We start from the raw sequence: 24,255 nt of genomic DNA on the forward strand, positions 1-24,255 counted from the left end.
CGGGACGGTGGCCGGTTGGTGGCCGGGGCCGAGGTGCTGGCCGCCGCCCGGGCAGCCGCAGGCCCCGCGATGGTGGGTCGCGCCTACGCCCAGGTCCGCTCCACCGCGCGGAGCGCCTCCGGCACGTCCACCTCGAGGCCGGACTCCGTCAGTGCGGTGCCCAGGGCCACCAGGCTCCCCCGCACCGCGCCCCGCGTGGCGTCCACCCCGTAGTGGTTCACCCGGATCATCTCCTTGGCCAGCGCACCCCCACCCGCCGCCAGCGGCAGCGCGGGATCCATCGCCAGCGCCCGCCCCACCACCTCCGAGGCCACGACCCCCGGCGGTACCCGCAGCGTCGTGGCGACGGGCGCCGCCTCCGCCGCCCGGTGGACGTACGGCTCCAGACCTCCGCCCAGCGCCAGCGCCCCCGCACGCGTCGCCGCCGCGGCCGTCGCGTGCCGGCGCATCACGGTCTGCGGCCCCTCCGCCTCGATCCGCTCCAGGCACGCCTCCAGCGCCAGCATCTCCACCTGCGCCGGCGCGTGCGGCAGCGCCGCGCGTCCGCCGTCGATCCACCGCGCCTTCCAGTCCAGCAGCGAGAGGTACGACCGCCGCGGCGCCCGCGGGTTCGCCGCCATCCGCGCCCACGCCCGCTCGCTGACCGACACCGCCGACACGCCCGCGGGCCCGCCCATCGCCTTCTGCGCGCCGATCACGCACAGGTCGACACCCCACACGTCCGGCAGCACCGGCTCGGCCCCCACGGAGGCGACGGCGTCCAGATAGAACAGCGCCCCCTGCTCCTTCACCGCCTCACCGATCTCCGCCACCGGGTTGGTGTTGCCGGTCGCCGCCTCCGCGTGCACCAGCGAGACGAAGTCGATCTCCGGGTGCTCGGCGAACGCCTCCCGGATCCGCGCCGCCGTCACCGCCGTGTGGAACGGCACCGCCAGATCGATCACCGTGGCGCCGCAGTCCCGCAGCCAGTCGCCGAAGGTCTGCCCGTACGGGCCGGTGATCACGTTGAGCGCCGTCGTACCCGGCCCCGCGGTCCCCCGGATCGCGCCCTCCAGCGGCAGCAACGCCTCCCCCTGCATGATCACGACGTCCTGCTCGGTGCCCAGCAGCCGCGCCACCCGGTCCTCGACCGAGGCGAAACGGGCGGCACTCAGCGGGGCCAGGTCCAGGAACGGGTGCGTCACAGCGGTGCTCTCTTCTCACTCACGGGGTATGAGGTCACGAGAGTAACCGCCACCCCGCCCCGACCCCCGACCGGTGACTTCTCAGGCAGAACGGCCCCGAAGCCATCGGTTTGGTTTGAGAGACCCAAACATCTCCTTATAATCGGAACCCATAGTTCCCTCACAGGAGGTCCCCGTGAACACCGTCCCCGGCCGCCGGGCCCGCACTCTGCCCCGCGTCCTGGCCGCCCTCACCGCGACGGCCGGGCTGGTGCTCGTGTCCGCCTGCACCTCCAGCGACGACGGCTCGAGCGGCTCCAAGACCGCCGCCGGCGGCGTCGAACTGGTCAAGGCCGGACAGCTCACCACCTGCACGCACCTCCCGTACCCGCCGTTCCAGTCGGAGATCGACGGCAAGGTGCAGGGCTTCGACGTCTCGCTGATCGACCTGGTCGCCGACGACCTCGGTGTGAAGCAGCAGATCCTCGACACCCCGTTCGAGAACTTCAAGACGGGCGCCTTCCTGAACTCCGGCGAGTGCGACCTGGCCGCGGCCGGTATGACCATCACCGAGGAGCGCAAGAAGAACGTCGACTTCTCCGACCCGTACTTCGACGCCACCCAGGCCGTCCTCGTCGACAAGAACGCCGACGTGAACTCCCTCGCCGACGTGAAGGCCCGGAACCTCAAGCTGGGCGCCCAGGCGCAGACCACCGGTGAGGACTACGTCAAGAAGGAGGGCTTCGACCCGGTCTCCTTCGAGTCCTCCGACGCCGTCCTCAACGGACTGCGCACCGGCCAGGTCAAGGCCGTCGTCATCGACTACCCGGTCGTCCAGGGCTGGCTGAAGGACAAGGCCAACGCCGACGCCTTCAAGGTCGTCGACAACCTCAACACGGGCGAGCAGTACGGCTTCACGGTGAAGAAGGGCAACACCAAGCTCCTCGCCGCCGTCAACAAGGCGCTCGCCGACGCCAAGGCCGACGGCACCTACAAGAAGCTCTACGAGAAGTGGATCGGTCCCTACGACGAGTCGGCCGCGTCGCCGTCCGCCTCGCCGTCCGCGTCATGACCGCCACGGACGTACCGCTCCAGCCGAAGAAGAAGGGCCTGACCCGGCGGCAGAAGCGCAGGGTGTCCCGGGGCGTGCAGTACGTCGTCTTCGTCGCCGCCGTGATCGCCTTCGCGGTCTCGGCGGACTGGGACCGGCTGCAGAACCAGTTCGCCCAGTGGGACATCGCGCGGCAGATGTTCCCGGACGTCATCACGCTGGCCCTGAAGAACACCGTGCTGTACACGGTGTCCGGCTTCGCCGTCGGACTGGCGCTCGGCATGCTCATCGCGCTGATGCGGCTGTCCTCCGTCGGTCCCTACCGCTGGCTGGCCGGGATCTACATCGAGATCTTCCGCGGACTGCCCGCCCTGCTGATCTTCATCTTCATCGGCGTGGCCGTCCCGCTGGCCTTCCCTGGCACGGAGATCGTCGGCGGGACGTACGGCAAGGTCGCCCTCGCGCTCGGCCTGGTCGCCGCCGCCTACATGGCGGAGACCATCCGCGCCGGCATCCAGGCCGTCCCCAAGGGGCAGATCGAGGCGGCCCGTTCACTGGGTTTCTCGCCCACCCGCGCCATGGTCTCGATCATCGTCCCGCAGGCCTTCCGGATCATTCTCCCGCCGCTCACCAACGAACTCGTCCTGCTCTTCAAGGACTCCTCGCTGGTGCTGTTCCTCGGCGTCACCCTGGAGGAGCGCGAACTGTCCAAGTACGGCCGTGACCTCGCCAGCACGACCGCCAACTCCACGCCGATCCTGGTCGCCGGCCTGTGCTACCTGCTGGTGACCATCCCGCTCGGCTTCGTGGTGCGCCGTATGGAGGCCAAGGCCCAGGAGGCCGTGAAATGAGCCGACCGGAGATCCAGGTCAAGGACCTGCACAAGTCCTTCGGCGCCAACGAGGTGCTGCGCGGCATCGACCTGGAGATCGGCCAGGGCGAGGTCGTCTGTGTCATCGGCCCCTCCGGTTCGGGCAAGTCGACGCTGCTGCGGTGCGTGAACCTGCTGGAGGAGCCGACCAAGGGCCAGGTCTTCGTGGGCGGCACCGAGGTCACCGACCCGGACGTCGACATCGACGCCGTACGCCGCCGGATCGGCATGGTCTTCCAGCAGTTCAACCTCTTCCCGCATCTGACCGTCACCGAGAACCTCACCCTGCCGCAGCGCCGGGTGCTGCGCCGGGACAAGGCCGCGGCGGCGAAGGTGGCCGCCGAGAACCTGGAGCGTGTCGGCCTCGCCGAGAAGGCCGACGCCTACCCCGCCTCCCTCTCCGGCGGCCAGCAGCAGCGCGTCGCGATCGCCCGCGCGCTCGCCATGGGCCCCGAGGTGATGCTGTTCGACGAGCCCACCTCGGCGCTCGACCCGGAACTGGTCGGGGACGTCCTCGCGGTCATGCGCAGGCTCGCCCGGGAGGGCATGACCATGATGGTCGTCACCCATGAGATGACCTTCGCCCGCGAGGTCGCCGACCGGGTCGTCTTCATGGACGGCGGAGTCGTCGTCGAGGACGGCACACCCGCCCGGGTCATCGGCGACCCGCAGAACGAGCGCACCCGCCACTTCCTCTCCCGGCTGCTCGACCCGGCGATGGCGGAGGTGGAGGAGGACAGGTGAGGGAGCGGGACAAGTCCTGACGCGGGGCGGATTGTCAGTGCCGTGTGACACGCTGCGTGGCATGACCGAGATCACCTCTTACGAGTGGGACGAGACCGTCGCCGTGTTCGAGCGCCGGGGCCTGCCCGAGTCGTCGTACGAGAACCTCTACGACGAGACGTACGAACTGCGCCCCGGCCCGGTGACGATCCGGGGCGCGCTCGACCTGGACACCGAGGGCTGGACGCAGGACACGGGCGTCGTCGTCGACGGCGACCTCACCGTCGAGGGCAACCTCCTCAACACCGACGACGGCTGCCCGGCGCTGATCGTCCTCGGCGACCTCAAGGCGGCCAACGTCTACCTCGAAGGGGACGTGAAGCTCCTGGTACTGGGCTCGGTCACGGTGGAGGGCGCCTTCATCGGGAACATGACCGACAAGCTGGTGATGATCGAGGGCGACCTGAAGGCCGCCGTGACCGTGCTGTCGAGCGAGTTCGCACCCGATCTGATAGGCGGCACCCTGCACGGCCCGGTCCTCGCGCCCGCCTACCTCGACCTCGCCCAGGACGTCGACCCGGCCGCCCTCCTGGTCCCCGAGGTGCTGCGCGCCGAGGGCGACGACGACTCCGACGACCTGCGCTGTTTCGACGCACCGCGGGTGCACGGCGGCCGGCTGCTGGCCCGTATCGAGGAGGGACTGCCCGTCGTCCTAGGCTGACGCCCATGAGCGATCACGCGGTGCTGCACGTGAAGGGCAGGGTCCTGGCCGGACCCGACGACATCCGCGACGAACTGTGGGTCGTCGCCGGCCGGATCTCCTACGACCGTCCGGCCGGCGCCCGCGACGTACGGACCGTCCAGGGCTGGGCCCTGCCCGGGCTGGTCGACGCCCACTGCCATGTGGGCCTCGGACCGGAGGGACCGGTCGCGGCGGACGTCGCCGAGAAGCAGGCGCTGACCGACCGCGAGGCGGGCACCCTGCTGATCCGCGACGCCGGCTCACCCTCCGACACCCGCTGGGTCGACGACCGCGCCGACCTGCCGAAGATCATCAGGGCCGGCCGGCACATCGCCCGCACCCGCCGCTACATCCGGGGCTACGCCCACGAGATCGAGCCGCAGGACCTCGTCGCGTACGTCGCGCGGGAGGCGCGGCGCGGCGACGGCTGGGTCAAGCTGGTCGGCGACTGGATCGACCGCGAGGCGGGCGACCTCGCCCCGAGCTGGCCCCGGGAGGCGGCCGAGGCGGCCATCGCGGAGGCGCACCGCCTCGGCGCCCGGGTCACCGCCCACTGCTTCGCCGAGAACTCCCTGCGCGACCTCGTCGAGTCGGGCATCGACTGCATCGAGCACGCGACGGGCCTCACCGAGGACCTCATCCCGCTCTTCGTCGAACGGGGCGTGGCGATCGTCCCGACCCTCGTCAACATCGCGACCTTCCCCCAGCTCGCCGCGGGCGGCGCGGCCAAGTTCCCCCGCTGGTCGGCCCATATGCGCCGGCTCCACGAACGCCGCTACGACACCGTGCGCTCCGCCCACGACGCCGGCATCCCGGTCTTCGTCGGCACCGACGCCGGCGGCACCCTCCCGCACGGGCTGGTGGCCGCCGAGGTGGCGGAGCTGGTGACCGGGGCAGGCCTCCCGCCCCTGGCGGCGCTCGCCGCGACCACCTGGGCCGCCCGTGCCTGGCTCGGCCGCCCCGGCCTCGACGAGGGCGCCCCGGCCGACCTCGTCGTCTACGACAGCGATCCGCGCGGCGACGTCCGCGTGCTCGCGGCACCCCGCCGGGTGGTGCTCAACGGCAGGGTCGTGGGCTGAACAACTGTGCCGCACGCGTCGAAGATATGTGCGACAAACTCACGTTGGAGTGAACTCCCTTCGGCTCGCTGACCGTTCACCCCTCGTACGTAATTCTTGCGGGGTCCCGAAGCGTCTCCTTCCGGGGGTCCCACCCATGAGCACCCTGTCCTTCCGCATGCCCGCACGCCGTCTCGCCGCCGTCACGGCGGCCGGCGCCCTGGCCGCCGGCCCCGCCGTCCTCGCCGGCGCGGGCCCGGCGCACACGGCCGACGGCGGGGGCAGCGCGAGCGCCGCCGTCCTGCGCACCGGCCTCGACGTGGCCCTGGCCGACAGATCGGTCGAGGTACCGCTCGCCGTCTCCCTCAACGAGGTGCGGGCACCGCGGAGCGCCGGGAAGACCGCGCTGACGGCCGAGCTGGACGGCGTCGACGGCGGACGGCCCTTCAGCGTCCTGCGCGCCGACGCCGCCGAGGCGAAGGCCACCGTCGACGCCACCGGGGCCAGGGCCTCGACCCGCCTCGCGCGCGCCCGGCTGCACGTCCCCGGACTGCCCCTGCTCTCCGTGATCGAGGTCGACGCGGTGACCTCCACGGCGACCTGCGCCGCCGGGAGGGCCCCGGTCGCCACCTCCCGGCTGCCCGGCTCGGTGACGGTGCTCGGCAAGAAGGTCTCGGTGGGCGCGGGCGGCCCGACCGAGGTGAAGGTCCCCGGCGTGGGCGAGGTCCGGCTCGACCTGTCCCGGCGCGAGGTCACCTCCCGTACGGCCGCCGCGACCGCCCTGCGACTCACCGTCTCCGTCAACCCGTTGAAGCTGAACGTCGCCGAGGTCACCGGCACCCTCACCCTGGCCGAGGCGCGCTGCGCGACCCCGCCCGCCGCCGAGAAGCCGGCCGAGGCGGCCGCGACCCCCGGAACCGGCGTCGGGGCGCAGGACGCGACCCCCGAACCCGACGTCAGGGCGCAGGGCGCGCCCGCCGGGGCGGACCTCGCCAGCACCGGCGGCAGCCCGCTCACGCCGTACCTCGCGGGCGGAGCGGTGGCACTGCTGGCGGCGGGCGGGGGAGCGGTGGCCCTGGCCCGCCGCCGCGACCAGGGGGTGTTTCGAAAGTCCTGTGCGGGTGCTGTGCGGGACTTTCGAAACACCCCCTGGGGCACCCGGGAGCGGGTGCCGTCGGTCAGCGGTCGGCCAGGGTCATCGCCCGGTCAAGCGCCTGAAGGAACGAGTTGACCGTCGTCCGGTCCCGGACCGCGAGACGCAGCCACTCCTCGTCGAGCCCGGGGAAGGTGTCCCCGCGCCGGACCGCGAACCCCAGGTCCCGCAGACACCGGCGCACCGCGGCCGCCCTCGGCAGCCGGACCAGCACGAACGGACCCTCGGCCGGGCCGACGACCCGCACCCCGTCACCGGCGAACTCCTCCAGACCGGCCACGAGATGGGCCCGGTCCGTGGCGACGCGATGCGCGGCGTGGGCCGCCTCCGCCAGCGCCCGGGGAGCGACACACGCCTCGGCCGCGGCCAGCGCCGGCGTGGACACCGGCCACAGCGGCTGGGCGCGCTCCAGCGCGGCGATCGTCTCCGGGGCGGCGAGCACGTACCCGATCCGCAGTCCCGCGAGCCCCCAGGTCTTGGTCAGGCTGCGCAGCACCACGAGACCCGGCACGTCCGTGCGCCCGGCGAGGGCCTCGCGCTCACCGGGCACCGCGTCCATGAACGCCTCGTCGACCACCAGCGTCCGCCCCGCCCGGGCCAGCCGCGCGATCGTCTTGGCCGGGTGCAGCACCGAGGTGGGATTCGTCGGGTTGCCGATCACCACCAGGTCGGCGTCCTCCGGCACCGCCGCCGGATCCAGCCGGAACCCGTCCTCGGCCCGCAGCACCACCCGGTCCACGCTGTGCCCGGCGTCCCGCAGCGCCGCCTCCGGCTCCGTGAACTGCGGATGCACCACCACCGGCCGGCGCACCTTCAGCGCCCGCGCCAGCAGCACGAACGCCTCCGCCGCGCCCGCCGTCAGCAGCACCCGCTCCGCCGGCAGCCCGTGCCGCGCGGCCACCGCCGCCCGCGCGGCCCGCCCGTCGGGGTAGGCCGCCAGACCGGTCAGGGACGCGGCGATGTGCTCGCGCAGCCAGCGCGGGGGCGTCTGCGCGCGGACGTTCACCGCGAGGTCGACCAGCGCCGAGCCGTCGTCGCGGACCTCGGCGTCCCCGTGGTGCCGCAGATCGTGCCCCTCAGTGCGCATGCGCATGTCCGCCGTGGTGGTGCCCGTGGTGTCCGTGGTGGTGATCGTCGTCGTCGGGGTGGAAGTGCGGCTGCTGCGGCGCGCCCACCTTGTCCTCGAACCCGGGCAGCGCGATCCGGTACACACAGGAGTCGCAGTTCATCCGCAGATCGCCCTTGACGGCCTCCTCGTACCGCTCCATCACCAGGTCGAGCAGCTCAGGCTCGGGCCCGACGACCTCCGCCGAGCGGACCTCCACCTGCGGGTGCGCGGCCGCCCACCCCTCGGTCTGCTGCCGCACCCGGTCCGGCAGGATCCCGGTGAACAGGAAGTACGGCAGCACGACGATCCGGCGCGCCCCGAGCCGTACGCACCGGTCGAGGCCGCTCGGCACGTCCGGCGCGGCCAGCGACACGAACGCCGTCTCCACGCCCGCGTATCCGCGCCCCTCCCACAGCAGCCGGGCCGCCTTGTGCACCTCGGCGTTGGCGTCCGGGTCCGTCGAACCGCGCCCGACCAGGAGGACCGTGACGTCGGACCGGTCCTCCGGCGTACGCGCGGCACCGCCGAGAGCCTCGTCGAGCCGTCGCTCCAGGACGTTCAGCAGCGCCGGGTGCGGGCCCAGCGGACGGCCGTAGGTGTACGAGATCCCCGGGTGCCGTTCCTTCTCGCGGGCCAGCGCCGCCGGGATGTCCCCCTTGGCGTGCCCGGCGGACACCAGCATCAGCGGGACGGCGGCGAAGCGGCGCACCCCCCGCTCCACCAGCTCGGTCACGGCCTCGCCCAGCGGGGGAGGCGACAGCTCGATGAATCCGCCCGCGACGGGCAGCTCCGGGTGGCGGCGCCCCAGCTCCCGGACGAAGTCGCGGAACGCCTCGGCTCCGGCCTCGTCCCGGGTGCCGTGGCCGGCGATGAGCAGGGCGGGCGGCGGGGTGGTCACTGTTTCTCCTCGGCGGGAACGGGATGCTTCGAAAGGGTCGGGTCGGGCAGGGGGCCGCTCACTTCGGCTCCTGCTGCCAGCGGTAGCCGCGGGGCGTCACCATCCGGCCCGCGACCGTGCGGGTCGCGGTGTTGCCCACGGTCACGACCGTCATCATGTCGACGGTCGCCGGGTCGAGGCCGGCCAGGGTCGTCACCCGGGCGGTGCCGTCCGGGCGGGAGGCGTTGCGGACGACACCGACCGGTGTGCCCGGCTCCCGGTGCTCCGCGAGGATCGCGAGCGCCTTGGGCAACTGCCAGTCACGGCCCCGCGAACGCGGGTTGTAGAACGTCACCACGAGGTCGGCCTCGGCCGCCGCCCGCACCCGCCGCTCGATGACCTCCCACGGCGTGTGCAGATCGGACAGGCTGATCGAGACGTGGTCGTGGCCGAGGGGCGCGCCGAGCAGCGCGGCCGCCGCGAGCGCGGCGGTCACCCCCGGCACCCCGACGACCTCGATGTCCTCGCAGGCCTCGGCGAGCGCCGGGGAGGCCATCGCGTACACCCCGGCGTCCCCGCTGCCGATCAGCGCGACCGCGTGGCCCTTGCGCGCCTCGGCGACGGCCGTGCGCGCCCGCTCCTCCTCGGCGCCGAGCCCCGACTCCAGGATCCGGGTGCCGGGCCGCAGCAGATCGCGGATCTGGTCGACGTACTGGTCGAGGCCGACGAGCACCGAGGCCCGCCGCAGTTCGTCCTTCGCCCGCGGTGTGAGCAGGTCCCGGGCGCCCGGCCCGAGGCCGACCACCGCGAGCCGCCCGCGCCCCGGACGCCGTACGACGGCACAGGTCGCCATCGCGGGAGAACCCGCCGACTTCCGCTTGGGGACGAGGAGTTCGCCCCCCTGCCGCAGGGCCGCCGCCTCCGCGACGGAGGGCGTGCCGACGGCGGCGAGCGGCGCGTCGGAGGGGTTCGGCACCTGAACCGCGGCCAACTCCTCGGCGGAGTACGTCACCACCGGCACCCCGAGCCGCGCCGCGGCCTCCAGGATGCCCGGCTCCCCGGCCTTGGCGTCCACCGTGGCCAGCGAGGCGACGCTACGAGGGGACACTCGGGCCTCCCGCAGCGCGCCCTCGATCACCTCGAGGACCTCCTCCGCGGGGGCGCCCCTGGACGCGCCGACGCCGACGACGAGCGACGGCGGCCGCAGCAGCACCTCCCGGGCACCGGGCGCGACGGCACGGTCGGTGACCCGCACGACGTACGCGTCCGAGGTGTCGGACGCCGTGAACGGCAGCGGCGGCAGCGGCCACGCCACCTCCGCGTCCAGCGCCACCGGCTCCCCGTCCAGCAGGGCCCGGGTCACCGCGGCGACATCGCCCTCCACGGGCAGCCCGAGGGTGTCCAGGCCGGGGAGGCCGACGGCGTCCGTCGCCGTGGTCACCACCGGCTGGGCCCCGAGCAACTCGCCCACTCGCAGGGCCAGTTCATTGGCGCCGCCCCCGTGCCCGCCGAGCACCGGCACGGCGAACCGCCCGCCCTCGTCGACGCACACCACGCCCGGGTCGGACGTCTTGTCGCCGAGCAGCGGGGCGACGAGCCGCACCACGGCCCCCGTCGCCAGGAAACACACGAGCTGCTCGCACTCCGCGAACGCCCGCCGGACGGCGTCCCCCACGGGACCGTCGTACACGCGCGTGCGGTCCGGCCACGCCACGGCCAGCCGGTCGCGCGCCGCCGCCCCCGCCGCGGTGGCGGAAATGAGGCCGATCACCGATCAACTCCTTCACTGGACACCGGGGTGCGCACACCCCACAGCAGAAAAACGGGATTGGTCGCCGCGAGCCGGGTCACGTCCCCCGGCAGGGGAGCGAGCCGCGAGGACTGCAACAGGACGCCGTCGACGTCGTACCCGGCGTCCAGGAGCGCGGCCCGGGCGGCCGGCACCCGGTCCAGCGCGGCCAGGGCGACCACCACGGTCCGCCGCGCCCGCCGCGCGCACACGGCGACGATGTCGGCCAGCTCGCGCCCGCCGCCGCCCACGAACACCGTGTCGGGGTCGTCGAGACCGTCGAGCGCGTCCGGCGCCACGCCGTGCACGACGTCGACGTACACACCGTGCGCGTCGGCGTTGGCGCGGATCCGCTCCGCCCCGTCCGCCGACCGCTCCACCGCGTCGACCGCGGCCCCGAGCCGGGCGCACTCCACGGCCACCGAGCCCGACCCCGAGCCGACGTCCCACACCAGGTCGCCGGGGCGCGGCCCGAGCCGGGCCAGGGCCAGCGCCCGCACCTCGAACTTGGTGATCATCGAGTCGCGGTGCGCGAAGTCGCCCTCGGCCAGCGCCCAGCCGGCCGGCCCCGCCCCCCGCCCGGCCAGCGTCCGCGCGGGACCGAGGACCCGGCTCTCGTCCAGGCTGAGGACGACACTCACCGCCGTACCCCACTCCCGTCGCGCGGCCTCGGCGGCGGAGACCCGCACCACCCGCTCGCGCTCCGGGTCGCCCAGCGCCGAGGCGACCACGAGCGTCCGCCCCGACCGCGCGAGCGCGGCCCCCAGTTCGGCGGGCCCGGCGCCGGGTCCCGTCAGCACGGCCACCTTCGGATGGGCCCGGCATACATGGACCGCCGTCCGCGGCTCCCGCCCGTGCGCGCTCACCACGACCGCGTCGTCCCAGGTCAGCCCCAGCCGGGCGAACGCCGCGGCCACCGACGACACCCCGGGCCGCACCGCGAGCCGCTCGGGCCCGCACCGCTCGGCGAGCGCCCGTACGATCCCGAAGAACCCCGGGTCGCCGGAGGCGAGCACCGTCACCGCCCGGTCCTTCGCGTCGTACTCCGCGATCGTCTCCAGGGCGGGCGCGAGCGGACCGAGGACGATCCGCTCGGCCCCCTCGGGCAGCGCCACGGCGTCCAGATGGCGCCGCCCGCCGACGACCAGCTCGGCGCCGGCCAGCTCCTCGGGGCCGGGCGGGGCACCCGTGCCCGTGCCGATGACGGTGATCACGTACTCGCACCCCGTTCGCGCAGCGCCCGCCGCGCCTCGGGGTCGGCCTTGCGGAAGCCGTGGAAGTGACCCGGGTGGTACAGGTGCGAGCGGGTGCCGTGGGCGTCCAGCGCCGGGCCGACCAGGAAGAGGGTGTGCTTCCAGAGCCTGTGCTCCTTGACCGTCTCCTCCAGCGTGCCGATCGTGCACTTCACGACCAGCTCCTCCGGCCAGGTCGCCTGGTGGGCGACCACGACCGGGGTCTCCGTCGGATAGCCGCCCTCCAGCAGCTCCCGCACCAGCTGCCCGCTGCGGGCGGCCGACAGGAACACCGCCATGGTCGTGCCGTGCCGGGCGAACTCCCGCACCTCCTCCCCGGGCGGCATCGGCGTCTTGCCGCCGCCGAGCCGGGTGAGCACCACGGACTGCGCCACCTCGGGGATCGTCAACTCCCGCCGGGCGAGCGCGGCCACCGCCGAGAACGACGACACACCCGGCACGATCTCGGTCTCGATCCCGAGCGCGTCGCACCGGTCGAGCTGCTCCTGCGTACCGCCCCACAGCGCCGGGTCGCCGGAGTGGATCCGGGCCACCCTCAGCCCGTCCCGCAGCGCCCGCTCGTACACGGCCACCACGTCCTCCAGGGACATCGTCGCCGAGTCGAGGATCTCCGCACCCTCCCGGGCGTGGTCCAGGACCTCGGCCTGCACCAGGCTCGCGGCCCAGATCACCACGTCCGCCTCGGCGATGGCGCGCGCGGCGCGGAACGTCAGCAGATCGGCGGCGCCGGGGCCGGCACCGACGAAGGTCACCTTGCCGGCGGGGGCATCGGCCATGGTCTCGGGTCCTCTCATCACGGTCACTTCGGGGCACAACGGGTCGTAGGGCGGGTCAGAACGGTGGCCGGATGTGCGCGGCCGGGGGGTGATCGGATACGAAGGGCGCATGGCGGTCTTCGTCGCGCTCGGCGCGTTCCTCATGACGCTGGCCGGCGGCTGGACGGCACAGCGTGTCACCGACCGCCGCCACCTGGTCCTCGGCCTGGCCGGCGGCCTGATGCTGGGCGTCGTCGGCCTGGACCTGCTGCCGGAGGCCCTGGAGGCGGCCGGCACGGAGGTCTTCGGCGTCCCGGCGGCGCTCCTGCTGTTCGTGGCCGGCTTCCTGCTGGCCCATCTGGTGGAACGCCTGCTCGCGGTACGCCAGGCCGCGCACGGCGGCGAGGAGCACGACGGCCGGGTCCCCGAGGTGGGCCTGACGGCCGCGGCGGCGATGGTCGGCCACAGCGCCATGGACGGCCTCGCCATCGGCGCGGCCTTCCAGGTGGGCGGCGGCATGGGCCTCGCGGTGGCCGTGGCGGTGATCGCCCACGACTTCGCCGACGGCTTCAACACGTACACGATCACGAGCCTGTACGGGAACGCCCGCCGACGGGCCCAGCTCATGCTGCTGGCCGACGCGGCGGCCCCCGTGGCCGGCGCGGCGGCGGCGACCGTCGTCACCGTCCCGGAGCAACTGCTCGGCGGCTATCTCGGCCTCTTCGGCGGCGCGCTGCTCTACCTCGCGGCCGCCGAGATCCTCCCCGAGGCCCACCACGAACACCCCGCCCGCTCGACCGTGCTCTGCACGATCGCGGGCGCGGCCTTCATCTGGCTGGTGGTGGGCCTGGCGGCCTGAGCTGCCCGGTCTCACAGCTTGCCGCCCCGCCCGCCCTCGCGCCGCGCGGGCGCGATCAGCGTCGAGAGATACGGCAGCGGCTCCCCGTCCAGCTCGCCGGCCGGCCGGATGGACTCCTGCTCAAGACCCAGCGCCGACCCCCACACCGCGTCCCCGATCCGCCCGGTCTCCCGCAGCGCCTCCGCGACCTCGGCGGCCTGCCGCCCGAACTTGTACGCCACGACCGTCCCCGGCCCGGCCAGCGCGTCCTTCAGCACGGCCGACCCGGCGGTCACCGGCACCAGCGTCAGCGGCTCGGTGCCCTCGGTGAGCACGGCGCCCGAGCGCGCGGCGAGGGCCTGCATGGCGGTGATCCCCGGGACGGTCCCGATGTCCGTCCCCGGCACCAGCTCGGCGATCGTCTGCGCGAGATAGGTGAAGGTGGAGTACACGTTCGGATCGCCGATGGTCGCGAAGGCCACGGTCCCATGCCGCCTCAGCAGCTCGGCGACCCGCTCCCCGGCCGCGTCCCAGGCGGACTCCCGCCGCCCCCGGTCCGTCCGCTCGTTGAGCGCGAACACCACCCGGACGACCTTCTCCCGCTCCACGTAGTGCAGCACGGTCGCCTCGGCGCGCCCCTGCTCCCCGGTGTCCATCACGGGGACGACGACGACATCGGCGGCCCGCAGCGCGTTGACGCCCTTCACGGTCACCAGCTCCGGATCGCCGGGGCCCACCCCGACACCGATCAGCCTGCTGCGGTCGCTCATGACGTCCGGCACCTCTCGACGAACCTACGGGCCACACCGGGCTCGGCCGCCCAGTGCGTGTGCAGATAACTCGCGTGCACACCTTGCTGAACAAAGCCTTCGACGCGCCGCTCGGGGCCGCGCACACCCCACGCGGGGGCCGCCCCCGCCCCCGGCTCCACGACCGTCCGATGGAACTCGTGCCCCCGCATCCGCGTCCCCGCGGCCGCCAGCACACTGTCGCTCACGGCGACGGCGTCCCGGTAGCCGAGGGTCAGCCGCCGCGACATCCGCGCGGTGGCGTCGAGCACGCCGCACATCGGCCGCCCGTCCAGCTCCCGGCACAGGTACAGCAGCCCGGCGCACTCGGCGGCGACGGGCGCCCCCGACTCCACGAGCGTGGCGACGGCCTTCCGCAACGGCTCGTTCGCGGACAGCTCGGCGGCGTACACCTCGGGGAACCCGCCCCCGACGACGAGCCCGGCGGTCCCTTCGGGCAGGCACTCGTCCCGCAGCGGATCGAAGGTGACGACATCGGCGCCGGCGGCGGTGAGCAGCTCGGCGTGCTCGGCGTAGGAGAAGGTGAACGCGGCCCCACCGGCGAAGGCGACGACCGGCTTGAACTCTTGTTCGCCCAGCCCCTCCCCCCACCGGGGCGGGTGGCTGTGGGCGGGCAGGACGGGGGTCCAGGGGGCAGAGCCCCCTGGTACGGGACCGGCAGCACGGGCAAGTGCTTCGAGCGCCCCCAGGTCACACCCCTCGGAGACCCACGCGGCCATGGAAGCAACCGCCTCCACCGCAGCCGACCGCCGTTCGGCGACGGGAACCAACCCGAGATGCCGAGAAGGGGTCTCCAAAGGCGCCGCCCGCCGCAGGACACCGAGCACCGGCACCCCGGCCGACTCCAACGCCTCCCGCAGCAACTCCTCGTGCCGGTCCGAGGCGACCTTGTTGAGGATCACGCCCCCGACCCGGACCTCCGGATCCCACGACACGAACCCGTGCACCAGCGCCGCCACCGACCGCGACTGCGAGGACGCGTCGACGACGAGCACGACCGGCGCCCCCAGGAGCTTCGCGACATGAGCGGTGGAGGCCAGTTCGCCCTCCCCCGCCGCGCCGTCGTACATCCCCATCACGCCCTCGACGACCGCGAGGTCGCACCCCCGCGCCCCGTGCAGGAACAGCGGAGCGACCAGCTCCGGCCCGCACAGGTACGCGTCGAGGTTGCGTCCCACCCGCCCGGTGGCGAGCGCGTGGTACCCGGGGTCGATGTAGTCCGGTCCGACCTTGTGCGGGGACACGGTGAGCCCCCGCGCGGCGAACGCGGCCATCAGCCCCGTGGCGACGGTGGTCTTGCCGCTGCCGGACGAGGGCGCGGCGACGACCAGCCGGGGGACGGAGGACATCACCACTCGATGCCCCTCTGCCCCTTCTGCCCCGCGTCCATCGGGTGCTTGACCTTGGACATGTCGGTCACGAGATCGGCGAACCCGACCAGCTTCTCGGGCGCGTTCCGCCCGGTGATCACCACATGCTGGGTGCCGGGCCGGTTCCGCAGCACGTCGACGACCTCGTCGGTGTCCACCCACCCCCAGTGCATCGGGTACGCGAACTCGTCGAGCACGTACAGCCGGTACGTCTCCGCGGCGAGGTCCCGCTTGACCTGCTCCCAGCCCTCCCGGGCCTTCTCCTCGTTGTCCATCTGCGCGTCGCGCTGCACCCAGGACCAGCCCTCGCCCATCTTGTGCCAGTCGACGGACCCGCCCTCGCCGGAGGCACCGAGCACCCGCAGCGCGTTCTCCTCGCCGACCTTCCACTTCGCCGACTTGACGAACTGGAACACCCCGATGGGCCACCCCTGGTTCCAGGCCCGCAGCGCGAGCCCGAAGGCGGCGGTGGACTTCCCCTTCCCGATCCCGGTGTGCACCACGACGAGCGGCCGGTTGCGCCGCTGTCGGGTCGTCAGACCGTCATCGGGCACGACACTCGGCTGTCCCTGCGGCATTACGCGGCCCTCCTTCGTACGTCCTTCACCAGCCCGGCGATGGAGTCCGCCCGCAGCTCGTCGAGCGTCACCGCCGTCCCGCCCAGATCGCCCGCGAGCTGTCCGGCGAGCCCCAGCCGCACCGGCCCCGACTCGCAGTCCACGACCACGGACGCGACCGAGTCGGCCGCGAACAGCCGGGCCGCCCTGGCGGCCAGCGCGACCGGTTCGGGACCGCCGGTGGCCCGCCCGTCCGTCACGACCACCATCAGCGCCCGACGCGCCGGGTCCCGCAGCCGCTCCACCCGCAGCACGTCGTGCGCCTTCAGCAGCCCGGCGGCGAGCGGTGTACGCCCCCCGGTGGGCAGCGACTCCAGCCGCGCCGCGGCGGTGTCGACCGAGGAGGTCGGCGGCAGGGCGACGTCGGCCGCCGCCCCCCGGAAGGTCACCAGCCCCACCTTGTCCCGCCGCTGATAGGCGTCGAGGAGCAGCGACAGCACGGCGCCCTTCACGGCGCTCATGCGCTGCCGGGCCGCCATCGACCCGGACGCGTCCACCACGAACAGCACGAGATTGCCCTCGCGCCCCTCCCGGGTCGCCTGCCGCAGATCGTCCCGGCGCACCACCAGCCCCGGCCCGGACCGCCCGCGCGCCCGCTGATGCGGGGCCGCGGCCTGCACGGTCGCCGCCAGATGCAGCTTGGTCAGCGCGCCCCGGGGCCGCCGGGCCCCGGTGGTCCGCCCGTGCTCGGTCCGCGCCCGCGAACGCCGCCCGGCGGCCCCCTCCCCGATCCCGGGCACGCTCAGCACCTTGGTCCGGAACGGCTCGGCGGCCCGTACGGCGGACTGCTCGCCCGCACCGGAGGCCTGCGGCGCACCGCCCTCGCCCTCCTCGGGGCGCGCACCGAAGTCACCGTCGCCCCGCGGCCCCTCGGAAGGCGGCTGCCCGCCGCCCCCACCGGGCCCGTCCGGACCGGGATCGGGGTCGTCGTCCCCGGAGAACTCCTCCAGCGTCCGGTCCAGTTTGTCCTCGTCGAGCCCCGGCGCGTCGAAGGGGTTGCGGCGCCTGCGGTGCGGCAGCGCGAGCAGCGCCGCCTGACGCACGTCCTCCGCCAGCACCTCGGTCCGCCCCGCCCACGCGGCGAGCGCGGTCGCGGTCCGCGCCATCACGATGTCGGCGCGCATGCCGTCCACCTCGAAGGCCGCGCAGGTCGCCGCGATCTGCCGCAGCGCCCCGTCGCCCAGCCGCACCGACGGCAACAGCTCCCGCGCCGCCACGATCCGCGCCCGTACGGCGGCCTCCTCGGCCGCCCACCGCTCGGCGAAACCCGCGGGATCGTCGTCGTACGCGAGCCGCCGCCGTACGACCTCCACCCGCTGGTCGGGCTCCCGCGAGGCGGCCACCTCCACGGTCAGCCCGAACCGGTCGAGCAACTGCGGCCGCAGCTCGCCCTCCTCGGGGTTCATGGTCCCGACGAGCAGGAACCGCGCCGCGTGCCGTACGGAGACGCCCTCGCGTTCGACGTACGACGCGCCCATCGCCGCCGCGTCCAGCAGCAGGTCGACCAGGTGGTCGTGGAGCAGGTTGACCTCGTCGACGTAGAGGATCCCGCGGTGCGCGTCGGCGAGGAGTCCGGGCTCGAACGCCTTGACGCCCTCGGCGAGCGCCCGCTCGATGTCGAGCGCGCCCACCAGCCGGTCCTCCGAGGCGCCCACCGGCAGCTCGACCATCCGCGCCGGCCGGGTCTCGAACGCCCCCGGCTCGTGCGGCCCGTCCGGGCACGCCGGGTCGGGGGAGCCGGGGTCGCAGGAGAAGCGGCAGCCGGAGACCACGTCCAGCGTCGGCATCAGCGCCGACAGGGCGCGCACGGCCGTGGACTTGGCGGTGCCCTTCTCGCCGCGCACCAGCACCCCGCCGACCGCCGGGGACACGGCGTTCAGCAGCAGCGCGAGCCGCAGGTCGTCCTGGCCGACGACGGCCGTGAAGGGAAAAGGGGTGGTCACTGGTCGCCCTCCAGGTCGCCTTCCAGCTCCAGATAGGTGGCCCGCAGCCGCTCCAGGGTGTCGGCGTCCGGCTCGGCCCACAGCCCCCGGTCGGCGGCCTCCAGGAGCCGCTCGGTGATGCCCCGCAGGGCCCAGGGGTTGGACTTCTTCATGAAGTCCCGGTTCTCCGCGTCGAACACGTACTCGGCGCTGAGCTTCTCGTACATCCAGTCGTCGACCACGCCCGCCGTCGCGTCGTAACCGAACAGGTAGTCGACGGTCGCCGCCATCTCGAAGGCGCCCTTGTAGCCGTGCCGGCGCATGGCCGCCATCCAGCGCGGATTGACCACCCTGGCACGGAACACGCGGTGCGTCTCCTCGCCGAGCGTGCGGGTCTTCACCTGGTCCGGTACGGCGGAGTCGCCGACGTACGCCTCGGGGCTGGCGCCCGTCAGATGCCGCACCATGGCGACCATGCCGCCGTGGTACTGGAAGTAGTCGTCGGCGTCGACGAGATCGTGCTCGCGCGTGTCGACGTTCTTGGCGGCGACGGCGATCCGCCGGAACGCGGTCTCCATGTCCCCGCGCGCCGCCCGCCCGTCGAGGCCGCGCCCGTAGGCGTAGCCGCCCCAGACGGCGTAGACCTCGGCGAGGTCGGCGTCGGAGCGCCAGTTGCGGGCGTCGATCAGCGGCAGCAGCCCGGCCCCGTACGCGCCCGGCTTGGAGCCGAAGACCCGGGCCGTAGCGCGCCGCCGGTCGCCGTGCTCCGCGGTGTCCTCGTCGGCGTGCGCCTTCACGAAGTTGCTCCCGGCGGGCTCGTCCAGCTCGGCGACCGTGCGCACGGCGTCGTCGATCAGCCCGACCACATGCGGGAACGCGTCCCGGAAGAAGCCGGAGATCCGGACCGTGACGTCGATGCGCGGCCGGCCCAGCTCGGCCAGGGGCGTCACCTCGAAGCCCGTCACCCGGCGCGAGGCGTCGTCCCAGACGGGGCGGCAGCCCAGCAGGGCGAGGATCTCGGCGATGTCGTCGCCCTGGGTCCGCATGGCGGAGGTGCCCCACACCGTCAGACCGACGGACTTCGGGTACGCGCCGGTGTCCTGCAGATACCGCTGCACCAGCGAGTCGGCGAGCGACTGCCCCACCTCCCAGCTCAGCCGGGACGGGATGGCCTTCGGGTCGACGGAGTAGAAGTTGCGGCCGGTCGGCAGGACGTTGACCAGACCGCGGGTCGGCGAGCCCGACGGGCCGGCCGGGACGTAACCGCCGTCCAGCGCCTTGAGGATGTGACCGATCTCGTCCGTCGTCCGCGCCAGCCGCGGCACGACCTCGGCGCACGCGAACTCCAGCACGGCGACCGCCTCGGGGAGTTCGGTGCCGAGGACGTCCCGCACCAGCGCCGGGACGGTCGTCCCGTCCCAGCCGTTCGACTCCATGCCCTCGGCGAACCGCCGGCAGAGCTGCTCCAGCAGGTCGATCGTGTCGGCCGCCGTACGCGCCGGGCCCTCGACCCGGTCCGTCAGCTCCACCGGCACCTTCACCGGAGCGCCCGGCTCGGCCAGCAACTCCTTCTCCTCCAGCCCGAAATGGGCCGCCAGCGAGGCCCGGAGCCCCGGCAGCGCGTTCGCCTGGCCGCCCCACACCTGCGAGGCCCGCAGCACGGCCAGCACCAGGTTCACCCGCGGCTCGCCGACCGGGCCGCCGCCCAGGATGTGCAGACCGTCGCGGATCTGCACGTCCTTGATCTCGCACAGATAGCCGTCGATGTGCATGACGAACTCGTCGAAGTCGTCGTCACCCGGCTGCTCGTCCACCTGCAGGTCCTGGTGGAGCTCGGCCGCCTTGACCAGCGTCCAGATCTGGGCGCGGACCGCCGGCGCCTTCGTCGGGTCCAGGTCGGAGACCAGCGCGTACTCGTCGAGCAGCTGCTCCAGCTTCGCCAGGTCGCCGTACGTGTCCGCGCGGGCCATCGGCGGTACGAGGTGGTCGACGACCGTGGCGTGGCCGCGCCGCTTGGCCTGGGTGCCCTCGCCGGGGTCGTTGACGATGAAGGGGTAGATCAGCGGCAGTTCACCGAGGACGGCGTCCGGCGCACAACCGCCGCTCAGTCCGAGGCCCTTGCCGGGCAGCCACTCCATCGTCCCGTGCTTGCCCATGTGCACGATCGCGTCGGCGCCGAACGAGTTCTCCAGCCAGCGGTACGCGGCCATGTAGTGGTGGGACGGCGGCATGTCGGGGTCGTGGTAGATCGCGATCGGGTTCTCGCCGAAGCCGCGCGGCGGCTGGATCATCACGACGACGTTCCCGAACCGCAGGGACGCGAGCACGATGTCGTCCCCGTCGACGTACAGCGAGCCCGGCGGCTCGCCCCACGCGTCCAGCATCCCGTCCCGCAGCTCGGGGTGGAGCGTGTCGAACCACGCCTGGTAGTCGGCGAGCGGCACCCGCGCGGGCGCGGCGGCCAGCTGGTCCTCGGTGAGCCACTCGACGTCGTGACCACCGGCCTCGATGAGCCGGTGGATCAACTCGTCGCCGTTGTCGGGGTACGCGGTGAGCGAGTACCCGGCCTCGCGGAGCGCGTCGAGCACGCGCACCGCCGAAGCGGGCGTGTCGAGCCCCACCGCGTTTCCGACCCGTGAGTGCTTGGTCGGATACGCGGTGAAGACGAGCGCCAGCTTCTTCTCGGCGTTCGCCTTGTACTTCAACCGCGCATGCCGTACGGCGATCCCGGCGACCCGCGCGGCCCGCTCGGGGTCGGCGACGTACACCGGGACGTCGTCCGGCCCCTGCTCCTTGAAGGAGAACGGCACGGTGACGAGCCGCCCGTCGAACTCCGGGATCGCGACCTGCATCGCCGCGTCCATGGGGGAGAGGGCGGCGTCGGAGGCGTCCCAGGCCTCCCGCGAGGACGTCAGGCAGAGCCCCTGCAGCACGGGGACGTTCAGCTCGGCGAGCGCCCCGATGTCCCAGGCCTCCTCGTCCCCGCCCGCCGAGGCCTGCGAGGCGTGCGTGCCGCCCGCCGCGAGCACCGTGGCGACCAGGGCGTCCGTGCGGCCGAGGATCTCGTACAGCCCGCCGTCCGCCCCACGCAGCGAACCGCAGTACACGGGCAGCGCGTTGGCGCCCCGCGCCTCGATCGCGTCGCACAGCGTGTCCACGAACGCGGTGTTGCCGCTCAGCTCATGGGCCCGGTAGAAGAGCACGCCGACGGTCGGCCGGCCGCTCACCTGCGTCCGGGAGCCGTGCACCCCGTACTCGGGCGTCTTCCGCGGCTCGACGAACCCCTCACCCGTCAGCAGCACGGTGTCCGACAGGAACCGGGCCAGTTCGGCCAGGTTGTCGGGCCCGCCCTCGACCAGGTACCGCAGCGCCTCCGCGACCACACCGGCCGGCACCGACGACTCCGCCATCAGCTCGGCGTCCGGCACCGACTCGCCGCCCAGCAGCACCGTCGGGATCCCGGACGCCTTCAGCGCGGCCAGCCCGTCCTCCCAGGCCCGCTTGCCGCCGAGCAGCCGTACGACGGCGAGATCGGCGCCGTCCAGGAGACCGGGCAGCTCGTCCGTGACGTCGACGCGGGTCGGGTTGCCGATCCGGTAGTCGGCACCGGTGGCGGCGCGGGCCGCCAGCAGATCGGTGTCGGCGGTCGACAACAACAACACTGTGCTCATGCGGGCGCTCCCGGTGGAATGAAAGGCAGTCCTTGCGGCGCGCCCGACTCGATGAGCCGCATCAGCGCGTCCGTGTCCGCGTGCTGTTCGATCAGATCGCCGAGCCGGTCGAGCTGCTCCTCGCGCAGCGCGGCGAACGAGGTGTCGGGGGCCGGCACGAACCGGCGGCCGGCGGCGGCCGCCACCTCGCGCAGGAACGCCCGCCGGAACCCGTCGGACTCCAGTGAGCCGTGCCAGTGGGTGCCCCAGGTCTGCCCGACCCGGCAGCCGTCGAGGAACGGCTCACCCCCGTGGACGTCGGCGACCCCGTGATGGATCTCGTATCCCGAGACCCGCTCGCCGAGTGCCTCCCCCTCCGGCCGGGTGAGGGTCTTCTCGGGGGCGAACCGAACCCTCAGGGGCAGCACCCCGAGGCCTTCGACCTGCCCCCGACGGCTCTCGACCTCGTCCTCGATGTGCCGGCCGAGGATCTGGAAGCCGCCGCAGATGCCGAGAATCGGGCGCCCTTGCGCGGCTCTTCCGACGAGGGCGTCGGCGAGCCCCCGCTCGCGCAGCCACTCCAGGGCCCGTACGGTCCCGCGCGTGCCCGGGATCACCACGAGGTCGGCGTCGGCCAGCTCCTCCGGCCGGTCCACGAACCGCACCACGACACCCGGTTCGGCGGCGAGCGCGTCCACGTCGGTGAAGTTGGACATCAGCGGGACCGCGCACACGGCGACCCGCAGCACGTCCTCGCCGACCGGGGCGGAGGCCCGGGTGTTGCGGACCCCCATCCCGTCCTCCTCGTCGATGCCGAGCCCGTGCCGGAAGGGCAGCACCCCGTACGTCCGCCGCCCGGTCAGCCCGTGCAGCATGTCGAGCCCCGGCTCCAGGAGCGAGACGTCCCCACGGAACTTGTTGACGAGGAATCCGGCGACGAGCGCCTGGTCCTCGGGGGAGAGCAGCGCGACGGTCCCGAAGAAGGAGGCGAAGACCCCACCGCGGTCGATGTCGCCGACGACGAGGACCGGGAACCCGGCGCCCCGGGCGATCCCCATGTTGACGATGTCGGTCCGCCGGAGATTGATCTCGGCGGGAGAACCGGCCCCCTCACAGATCACCGCGTCATACGTGCCCCGCAACTCGGCGAGACAGTCGAGAACGGTCCCGAGGAGTTTGCGCTGCCGCCCCCCGTGGTAGCCCCGCGCGCTCAGCTCGCCCACCGGCTTGCCGAGCAGCACCACTTGACTGCTCTGCTCGCCACCGGGCTTGAGCAGTACGGGATTCATCAGCGCGGTCGGCTCGACGCGGCAGGCCTGCGCCTGCATGGCCTGCGCCCGTCCGATCTCGGCGCCCTCCCTCGTCACGAAGGAGTTCAGCGACATGTTCTGCGCCTTGAAGGGCGCGACCTTGACCCCCTGGCGGACCAGCCACCGGCAGATCCCGGCCGTGACGACGCTCTTGCCGGCGTCGGAGGTGGTACCGGCGACGAGGAGACCCCCGCTCATGACCTGTGCCCCCTTGCGATGAGTCGCCCGGCGACACAGACGCCGAGCGCGAGCAGACCGACGCGCCGGGAGAGCCGTACGGCCCGCTCGACGTCGCCCGTGGCGACCGCGCGTCCTTCCCCGTTGAGCACGGGCCGGTGCTCGACCCTGCCCCCGTACGACAGCGTCCCGCCGAGCCGTACCCCGAGGGCTCCCGCGAACGAGGCCTCCACGGGCCCGGCGTTGGGGCTCGGGTGCCGGTCCGCGTCCGCCCGCCAGGCCCGTACGGCACCCCGGGGATCGTCCCCGGCCACGGTGGCGAGTACGGCGGTCAGCCGTGCCCCCGGCCATCCCGCGAGGTCGTCGAGGCGGGCCGAGGCCCAGCCGAACCGCCGGTACCGGGCGGACCGGTGACCCACCATGGCGTCCAGGGTGTTGACGGCCCGGAAGCCCAGCAGCCCCGGCACGCCGCCCACGGCGCCCCACACCAGGGCGCCCACGACGGCGTCGGAGGTGTTCTCGGCGACGGACTCCACGACGGCCCGCGCGATCCCGTCGGCGTCGAGCGCCTGCGGATCCCGCCCGCACAGATGCGGCAGCCTGGCCCGCGCCCCCTCGACGTCCCCCGCGTCGAGGGCCCGTCCGATGGTCCGGGCCTCGCGCACGAGCGAGGTCCCGCCGACCACGGCCCAGGTGGCGGCGGCGGTGAGGACGACGGAGACGGCGGGGGAGCGGCGTACGGCCCGTTCGGCGACGGCCCCCAGGGCCACGGCGCCGCCGGCGCACACGGCGGTGTGCAGGGCGCCCCACCCCCGGTGGTCCCGCCACAGCGCCCGCTCCACGGCAGCGGCGGTCCGCCCGAACGCGGCGACCGGGTGCGCCCGGCGGGGATCGCCGAGGAGCAGGTCACCGAGGAGTCCGGCGGCGGCGCCGTACGCGAAGACGCGATCGGCTCGCATCGGCTCAGCCGGCCGTGGGGTCGGGCAGCGATCCTGGGCAGTACCCGGGAGCCTGCCCGC

Annotated in this window: 20 protein-coding genes; 7 read left to right on the forward strand and 13 right to left on the reverse strand. The window is 73.8% G+C overall.

The window, feature by feature from the left end:
• Window positions 1-83 precede the first annotated feature (83 nt).
• Window positions 84-1,184 carry a pyridoxal-phosphate-dependent aminotransferase family protein gene (locus OG852_RS36885; RefSeq protein WP_330350187.1) on the reverse strand — a complete coding sequence of 367 codons (1,101 nt, stop codon included), beginning with the start codon at window positions 1,182-1,184 and terminating at the stop codon, window positions 84-86.
• A gap of 175 nt (window positions 1,185-1,359) precedes the next feature.
• On the opposite strand from OG852_RS36885, the gene OG852_RS36890 reads away from it, so the two are divergent.
• From OG852_RS36890 to OG852_RS36915, 6 genes are all read left to right on the forward strand, one after another.
• Window positions 1,360-2,235: a transporter substrate-binding domain-containing protein gene (locus OG852_RS36890; protein WP_330350188.1), complete on the forward strand. Its 876-nt coding sequence runs from the start codon at window positions 1,360-1,362 to the stop codon at window positions 2,233-2,235.
• Window positions 2,232-3,065, forward strand: a complete 834-nt coding sequence (locus OG852_RS36895; RefSeq protein ID WP_330350189.1) for an amino acid ABC transporter permease — start codon at window positions 2,232-2,234, stop codon at window positions 3,063-3,065. The genes OG852_RS36890 and OG852_RS36895 overlap by 4 nt, the downstream gene beginning before the upstream one ends.
• Entirely contained in the window at window positions 3,062-3,829 is a 768-nt protein-coding gene (locus tag OG852_RS36900; protein WP_133910331.1) for an amino acid ABC transporter ATP-binding protein, read from the forward strand. Before OG852_RS36895 ends, OG852_RS36900 begins: the two co-directional genes overlap by 4 nt.
• A 61-nt stretch (window positions 3,830-3,890) precedes the next feature.
• Window positions 3,891-4,529 carry a hypothetical protein gene (locus OG852_RS36905; RefSeq protein WP_133910332.1) on the forward strand — a complete coding sequence of 213 codons (639 nt, stop codon included), beginning with the start codon at window positions 3,891-3,893 and terminating at the stop codon, window positions 4,527-4,529.
• 5 nt (window positions 4,530-4,534) lie between these two features.
• Complete coding sequence (locus tag OG852_RS36910) at window positions 4,535-5,629, forward strand: amidohydrolase family protein (protein WP_330350190.1); 1,095 nt, start codon at window positions 4,535-4,537, stop codon at window positions 5,627-5,629.
• A 136-nt stretch (window positions 5,630-5,765) separates the two neighbouring features.
• Window positions 5,766-6,839, forward strand: coding sequence for an SCO1860 family LAETG-anchored protein (locus tag OG852_RS36915; RefSeq protein WP_330350191.1), 1,074 nt, complete (start codon window positions 5,766-5,768; stop codon window positions 6,837-6,839).
• On the opposite strand, the gene cobC is transcribed toward OG852_RS36915, so the two are convergent.
• Genes cobC through cobM form a run of 5 tightly spaced genes read right to left on the reverse strand, consistent with a single transcriptional unit; the run spans window position 6,787 to window position 12,564 of the window.
• Entirely contained in the window at window positions 6,787-7,848 is a 1,062-nt protein-coding gene (gene cobC / locus OG852_RS36920; RefSeq protein ID WP_330351561.1) for an Rv2231c family pyridoxal phosphate-dependent protein CobC, read from the reverse strand. The genes OG852_RS36915 and cobC overlap by 53 nt on opposite strands.
• Window positions 7,838-8,767 carry a sirohydrochlorin chelatase gene (locus OG852_RS36925; RefSeq protein ID WP_330350192.1) on the reverse strand — a complete coding sequence of 310 codons (930 nt, stop codon included), beginning with the start codon at window positions 8,765-8,767 and terminating at the stop codon, window positions 7,838-7,840. Before OG852_RS36925 ends, cobC begins: the two co-directional genes overlap by 11 nt.
• Before the next feature lie 58 nt (window positions 8,768-8,825).
• On the reverse strand, window positions 8,826-10,517 hold the full coding sequence (cobJ, locus tag OG852_RS36930) for a precorrin-3B C(17)-methyltransferase (protein WP_330350193.1): 1,692 nt from the start codon (window positions 10,515-10,517) through the stop codon (window positions 8,826-8,828).
• Window positions 10,514-11,749, reverse strand: a complete 1,236-nt coding sequence (cbiE, locus tag OG852_RS36935) for a precorrin-6y C5,15-methyltransferase (decarboxylating) subunit CbiE (RefSeq protein ID WP_330350194.1) — start codon at window positions 11,747-11,749, stop codon at window positions 10,514-10,516. Before cbiE ends, cobJ begins: the two co-directional genes overlap by 4 nt.
• Window positions 11,746-12,564 carry a precorrin-4 C(11)-methyltransferase gene (gene cobM, locus OG852_RS36940; protein ID WP_133910338.1) on the reverse strand — a complete coding sequence of 273 codons (819 nt, stop codon included), beginning with the start codon at window positions 12,562-12,564 and terminating at the stop codon, window positions 11,746-11,748. The genes cbiE and cobM overlap by 4 nt, the downstream gene beginning before the upstream one ends.
• A 109-nt stretch (window positions 12,565-12,673) precedes the next feature.
• Here cobM and OG852_RS36945 point away from each other — a divergent pair, with 109 nt between their 5' ends.
• A complete protein-coding gene (locus OG852_RS36945) occupies window positions 12,674-13,402 on the forward strand; it encodes a ZIP family metal transporter (RefSeq protein ID WP_133910339.1) in 729 nt (242 codons plus the stop codon).
• An 11-nt stretch (window positions 13,403-13,413) separates the two neighbouring features.
• Here the strand turns inward: OG852_RS36945 and cobI are convergent, their stop codons facing one another.
• The 7 genes from cobI to OG852_RS36980 are packed head-to-tail and all read right to left on the reverse strand — an operon-like array spanning window position 13,414 to window position 24,195.
• Window positions 13,414-14,163, reverse strand: a complete 750-nt coding sequence (cobI, locus tag OG852_RS36950; protein ID WP_443064600.1) for a precorrin-2 C(20)-methyltransferase — start codon at window positions 14,161-14,163, stop codon at window positions 13,414-13,416.
• Window positions 14,148-15,539, reverse strand: coding sequence for a cobyrinate a,c-diamide synthase (locus OG852_RS36955; RefSeq protein ID WP_330350196.1), 1,392 nt, complete (start codon window positions 15,537-15,539; stop codon window positions 14,148-14,150). Before OG852_RS36955 ends, cobI begins: the two co-directional genes overlap by 16 nt.
• Window positions 15,539-16,138: a cob(I)yrinic acid a,c-diamide adenosyltransferase gene (gene cobO / locus OG852_RS36960; protein ID WP_133910341.1), complete on the reverse strand. Its 600-nt coding sequence runs from the start codon at window positions 16,136-16,138 to the stop codon at window positions 15,539-15,541. The genes OG852_RS36955 and cobO overlap by 1 nt, the downstream gene beginning before the upstream one ends.
• Entirely contained in the window at window positions 16,138-18,120 is a 1,983-nt protein-coding gene (locus tag OG852_RS36965) for a putative cobaltochelatase (protein ID WP_330350197.1), read from the reverse strand. The genes cobO and OG852_RS36965 overlap by 1 nt, the downstream gene beginning before the upstream one ends.
• A complete protein-coding gene (gene cobN, locus OG852_RS36970) occupies window positions 18,117-21,770 on the reverse strand; it encodes a cobaltochelatase subunit CobN (RefSeq protein ID WP_330350198.1) in 3,654 nt (1,217 codons plus the stop codon). The genes OG852_RS36965 and cobN overlap by 4 nt, the downstream gene beginning before the upstream one ends.
• A complete protein-coding gene (locus tag OG852_RS36975; protein ID WP_330350199.1) occupies window positions 21,767-23,257 on the reverse strand; it encodes a cobyric acid synthase in 1,491 nt (496 codons plus the stop codon). Before OG852_RS36975 ends, cobN begins: the two co-directional genes overlap by 4 nt.
• Entirely contained in the window at window positions 23,254-24,195 is a 942-nt protein-coding gene (locus OG852_RS36980; RefSeq protein ID WP_330350200.1) for a cobalamin biosynthesis protein, read from the reverse strand. Before OG852_RS36980 ends, OG852_RS36975 begins: the two co-directional genes overlap by 4 nt.
• Between the last annotated feature and the right edge of the window lie 60 nt (window positions 24,196-24,255).

Origin of the sequence: Streptomyces sp. NBC_00582 (genome assembly GCF_036345155.1) — a bacterium.
Taxonomy (GTDB): Bacteria; Actinomycetota; Actinomycetes; order Streptomycetales; family Streptomycetaceae; genus Streptomyces.